The sequence below is a fragment of the Streptomyces odonnellii genome (assembly GCF_000981895.1).
Classification (GTDB): Bacteria; Actinomycetota; Actinomycetes; order Streptomycetales; family Streptomycetaceae; genus Streptomyces; species Streptomyces odonnellii.
Genome location: NZ_LATD01000351.1, coordinates 1 through 5,407 on the forward strand (window position 1 = coordinate 1; position 5,407 = coordinate 5,407).

The 5,407-nt window shown below is 72.1% G+C and carries 3 protein-coding genes; 1 reads left to right on the forward strand and 2 read right to left on the reverse strand.

The window, feature by feature from the left end; genetic code table 11:
• The first annotated feature begins 253 nt into the window (after positions 1 to 253).
• Positions 254 to 3,301 (forward strand): alpha-mannosidase, encoded by a 3,048-nt coding sequence (locus tag WH07_RS28965; protein WP_046506265.1) that lies wholly within the window; start codon positions 254 to 256, stop codon positions 3,299 to 3,301.
• 66 nt (positions 3,302 to 3,367) lie between these two features.
• On the opposite strand, the gene WH07_RS28970 is transcribed toward WH07_RS28965, so the two are convergent.
• Both WH07_RS28970 and WH07_RS28975 read right to left on the reverse strand, forming a co-directional pair.
• The gene (locus WH07_RS28970; RefSeq protein WP_046506271.1) at positions 3,368 to 3,922 is read right to left on the reverse strand and encodes a hypothetical protein; all 555 of its coding nucleotides are present in this window, start codon (positions 3,920 to 3,922) and stop codon (positions 3,368 to 3,370) included.
• 29 nt (positions 3,923 to 3,951) lie between these two features.
• Positions 3,952 to 5,229: a molybdopterin-dependent oxidoreductase gene (locus WH07_RS28975; RefSeq protein ID WP_046506269.1), complete on the reverse strand. Its 1,278-nt coding sequence runs from the start codon at positions 5,227 to 5,229 to the stop codon at positions 3,952 to 3,954.
• Positions 5,230 to 5,407: the final 178 nt, after the last annotated feature.

Sequence of the window (5,407 nt, forward strand, 5' to 3'; positions counted from 1 at the left end):
TCGCCCGGCTCACCGAGGAGGGGGGCCGTCCGACTGCGGTTCTTGCGGGCCGGGCCGAGGACAAGGAGCATCTGGCGGGGCGCGGTATCACCGAGGTCGTCCGCCCGGACGAGGTCGGCTGACCCCGCGCGCCACCGCAGCCCGCCCGGAGCACCGCCCCCGGAACCACCGGACCGAAGCCTCCCCCGCCCCGCCAGCCGTATCCCCGCACCCGCACCCACCGCACCCTCACGCACCCCAGGAGCGTCCCCTCATGCACGACGACCGCAGCCTGGTCGAAGGCCGCCTCAAGCGGGTCCTCGACGAGCGCATCCGGCCCGCCGTATACCCCGAATCCGTACCGCTGGACATCGCCGTCTGGCACGCGCCGGGCGAGCCCGTACCGGTCGAGGAGGGCCTCGCGGCCCCGGCCGTGCCGATCGCGGCCGGCGACCGCTGGGGCGCCCCCTGGGGCACGAGCTGGTTCCGGGTCTCCGGCACCGTCCCCGAGCGGTGGGCGGGCCGCACCGTGGAGGCCCTGCTCGACCTCGGCTTCGACGAGAACATGCCCGGATTCCAGTGCGAGGGCCTCGTCTACCGGCCCGACGGCTCCCCGGTGAAGGGCCTCAACCCGCGCAACCAGTGGGTACGGATCGGCGCGCCCGTCGCGGGCGGCGAAGAGGTCCTGCTGCACATCGAGGCCGCCTCCAATCCGGTGATCCTCGACTACCACCCCTTCCTGCCGACCCGGCTCGGCGACAAGGAGACCGCGGGCACCGAACCGCAGTACACCCTCGCCCGGATGGACCTCGCGGTCTTCGACGAGACCGTTTGGCAGCTCGTCCAGGACCTGGAGGTGCTCGGTGAGCTGATGGCCGAGCTGCCCGTCGACGGCGCCCGCCGCTGGGAGATCCTGCGTGCCGTCGGCCGCGCCCTCGACGCGGTCGACCTCCAGGACGTCAACGGCACCGCGGCCGCCGCGCGGGAGCGGCTCGCCGAGGTGCTGGCCACCCCCGCGCCCGCGACCTCGCATCGCGTCAGCGCGGTCGGCCACGCCCATATCGACTCGGCCTGGCTGTGGCCGCTGCGCGAGACCGTACGCAAGGTGGCCCGTACGACGGCCAATATGACGGCCCTGCTGGAGGACGAGCCGGAGTTCGTCTTCGCGATGTCGCAGGCGCAGCAGTTCGCCTGGATCAAGGAGCACCGGCCCGAGGTCTACGCCAAGGTCAAGAAGGCCGTGGCGGAGGGCCGGTTCGTACCGGCCGGCGGCATGTGGGTGGAGTCCGACACCAATATGCCCGGCTCCGAGGCGATGGCCCGGCAGTTCGTGCACGGAAAGCGCTTCTTCCTCGACGAGTTCGGCATCGAGAACGACGAGGCGTGGCTGCCCGACACCTTCGGCTTCGCCGCGGGACTGCCGCAGATCATCAAGGCCGCGGGCTCCAAGTGGCTGCTCACCCAGAAGATTTCCTGGAGCAAGATCAACAGCTTCCCGCACCACACCTTCACCTGGGAGGGCATCGACGGGACGCGGATCTTCACCCACTTCCCGCCCGTCGACACCTACAACTGCGCCATGACGGGCGCCCAGATCGCGCACGCCGCACGGAACTTCAAGGAGAAGGGGGTCGCCAGGCACTCCCTCGCGCCGACCGGCTGGGGCGACGGAGGCGGCGGCACCACCCGCGAGATGATCGCCAAGGCCGCCCGGCTGCGCAGCCTCGAAGGCTCCGCCACCGTCGAGTGGGAGACCCCCGGCGCCTTCTTCGCCAAGGCCGAGGCCGAGCACGCGAACCCGCCGGTCTGGGTCGGCGAGCTGTATCTGGAACTGCACCGCGCCACCCTCACCAGCCAGGCGAAGACCAAGCAGGGCAACCGCCGCAGCGAACACCTGCTGCGGGAGGCCGAGCTGTGGGCCGCGACCGCCGCCGTACGGACCGGGGCCCCGTACCCGTACGAACAGCTCGACCGGATCTGGAAGACGGTCCTGCTCCACCAGTTCCACGACATCCTGCCCGGCTCGTCCATCGCCTGGGTGCACCGCGAGGCCCGCAGGACCTACGCGGCCGTCGCCGAGGAGCTGACCGGCGTCATCGGCACCGCGCAGCGCGCCCTCGCCGGTGACCCCTCCGGCGCCAGGACCCTGCTCTTCAACTCCGCGCCGCACACCCGCGGCGGGGTCGCGGCGGGCGCGGCGGGCCAGGCCGCCGGCGGCGGCACCGCCGAGCTGCTGCCGCGCGAGGACGGCGGCTATGTCCTCAGCAACGGGCTGCTGGAGGTCGAGATCGACGGCCGCGGGCTGGTCGTGTCGGTGTACGACATCAGCGCCGAGCGGGAGACCGTGGCGCCCGGCGAAGCCGCCAATCTGCTCCAGATCCACCCCGACTTCCCCAACCAGTGGGACGCCTGGGACGTCGACGAGTTCTACCGCAACACCGTCACCGACCTCACCGAGCTCGACTCGATCGGCCCGGCGGGGGAGGCGGGGGCGGCTGCCGTGCGGGTCGTCCGCTCCTTCGGCGCGTCGAAGGTCACCCAGGTACTGACCCTCGCGCCGGGCGCCAAGCGGCTCGACATCGACACCGAGGTCGACTGGCACGAGACCGAGAAGTTCCTGAAGGCCGCCTTCCCGCTGGACGTGCACGCCGAGCGGTACGCCTCGGAGACCCAGTTCGGGCATGTCCACCGGGCCACCCACACCAACACGAGCTGGGAGGCCGCCAAGTTCGAGGCCTGCAACCACCGCTTCCTCCATCTGGAGGAGCCGGGCTGGGGCGTCGCGCTGGTCAACGACTCGACGTACGGCCACGACGTGACCCGTACGGTCCGCGCCTCCGACTCCGGTACGACCACCACCGTCCGGGTCTCGCTGCTGCGCGCGCCCCGCTTCCCCGACCCGGAGACCGACCAGGGAGTGCACCGCTTCCGGCACGCCCTGGCGCCCGGCGCGTCCATCGGCGACGCCGTCCGCGAGGGCTACCGGATCAATCTGCCGGAGCGCCGCGTCACCGGGGACACCGACGTGGCCCCGCTCGTCACCGTCGACAACGACGCGGTGGTCGTCAGCGCGCTGAAGCTGGCCGACGACGGCAGCGGCGATGTGGTCGTACGGCTCTACGAGTCGGCCGGCGGCCGGGCCAAGGCGCGCGTCGGCATCGGCTTCGCGGCGACCGGGCTCACCGTGACCGACCTGCTGGAGCGCCCGCTGCGGGACGCGGGAGGCGCGGAGGGCCGGGAACGGCCGGAGCTGGCCGACGGCGAGGTACGGCTGTCGCTGCGCCCGTTCCAACTGGTCACCCTGCGGCTGGCCCGTGGCTGACGGCTGATCGACGGCCGACCCGCCCGGCCCCACCGGCCGGGCGGGTACGGCTTGCTCACGGCTCCGCTACGACTCCACTTCGGCGCGGGCCCGCCGCCGGTCCCTGTACAGCCGCACCACCAGCCACACGGCGGACAGCGCGAACAGCGCGGCCGTGATCAGCAGCCAGCGCCCCAGGAACACATCGATGCTGAGCCGGGTGGCGTCCTCGTACGGCTTGGAGGCGCGCAGCACCAGCGGCCAGTAGACGAGCAGCAACAGCAGCGAGAGAAACGCCGGGACGCGCAGATGGTTCACCCCGGGCCCGTGCTCCCCGCGCGTGTCATGGCCCGGCGGCTCACCGCCCGGCGGCTCACCGCCCGACCGCCCACGTCCCGATCGCAGCACCGCCTCCGCGCCCCGGTCGCCGAGCGAGTACAGCGGTACGAGCACCAGATCGTGCAGCACCGCGGCCCCCACGAACCAGAGCAGGATCAGCGGCCAGTCGCCTCTCAGCAGTCTGATCCCGGCATAGGCGCAGAGCGCGAACGAGGCCAGCAGAAGCAGGAGTTGCAGCGGCGACTCGCCGTACAGCCGCCGGAAACGCTCCCCGGCCCCGAGCCGCCGCCGGTAGAGGCGCATCGCCCGCCATCTGTTCGCGCCCTCACGGATCAGACGGGCCATGACGACTCCCCGAAGCTCAGCCGCCGTACCCACTTGGTGTTCATCACACCCGGCGCGCCCGGCACGATGATCCGCGCCGGATGGCCGTGATCCGGCGACAGCACCGCCCCGTTGACCCGCAGCGCGAGCAGCGAGCGGGGATCACGCACCTGGTTGTCGCGGAGCGCGACCGCGCGGAAGGAGCCGCGCCGCTGCACCGACTCCACATACACGGCCGGCGGCGCGTGCCCCAGCCCGACCAGCGCGGCCAGATCGACGAGCCGCACGCCCTCCCACCGCTGATCGGAGGTGGACCAGCCCTCCACACAGGCGATCGGCAGATCGGCGCGGTGCCTGGGCAGCCGTTCGAGCTGCTCCCTGGTCAGCACGGTCTCCCGGCCACCGCCCCGTACGGTCAGCCGCCAGTCCGGACCGATGTCCCGAGCGCGGACCCCGGTGGCCGCCACCCCCTTGTTGATCTGGAAGGCGTTCGGACCCGACCCAGGAGTGCGGCCGTGCGGGGCGAGCAGCGCCGTACCGCGCACCGGCCCGCCGATGCTCTGTCCGGCCGTCACCACGAAGAGCGCCACCGAACCGAGCCCCACCATGCCGAGCGCGCCGCGCCGCGACACGGTCGGCGGAGCGGGTGCCCGGGAGACCAGGCCCGTCGTGTCGGGCGGCTCCGGCACGGTCCGCGCCCGCGGGGTCCGCAGCTCGGCCCGGAAGTCCCGGCCGCGCAGCGCCTGTACCGTACGCGGCAGCCGCAGTGCCACGTGCGCGACGAACGCGCCGATGAACACCCACGCGCCGTAGAAGTGCAGCGGATAGAACGAGCCGGGAAAGATGTAGTTCAACTGGATGTTGAGGATTCCGGTGACGAACTCGAACAGCGCGCCCCCGACGAGCAGCAGCAGGGACAGGCGGTCCAGAGCGTGCCCGAGCGAGCGCACCGGGGGCCGGGCGAAGAGCTTCGGCACGACCGACCACAGCTTCGCGAGCAGTACGGGTACGAGCACCACCCCGAGCGTCACATGTACGCCCTGGGTGACGCGGTAGAGCCAGTACGGATCGGTCGGCCAGGCGAAGAGATAGAAGCCGAGCACCCCCTTGTCCGGTGTCATGTCGTTGACGGGGGCGAGATCCGGGTTGTACGCGGTGTACGAGACCAGACCGGTGAGGAAGAGGAGGGGGATGCCGGCGAGCAGTGCCACGGCGAAGACCGAGGTCAGCCAGGGGCCGCGCAGCGGGCTGCGCCAGGAGCGGATGAATTGGGCGGGGACCTTCATATGGGTGACCGTAGGACGAGACGCGCGCCTCTCCCGGCTGCGACATAGCTTCTCCGCGGCGCGCCCCGGGCGGATCTGACGGTTCGGTGACATGGGCCGGCGGCTGCCCCGTACGGCGTGATCACGCGCCTACCGTGACAGCGTGACCCTGCTTCCGCACCCCGACCCGCCCCTGGAC

Excerpts from the sequence above, each read along its gene's own strand:
- WH07_RS28965 (WP_046506265.1), top strand. The coding sequence starts at position 254 with ATGCACGACGACCGCAGCCTGGTCGAAGGCCGCCTCAAGCGGGTCCTC.
- WH07_RS28970 (WP_046506271.1), bottom strand. The coding sequence starts at position 3,922 with ATGCGCCTCTACCGGCGGCGGCTCGGGGCCGGGGAGCGTTTCCGGCGG.
- WH07_RS28975 (WP_046506269.1), bottom strand. The coding sequence starts at position 5,229 with ATGAAGGTCCCCGCCCAATTCATCCGCTCCTGGCGCAGCCCGCTGCGC.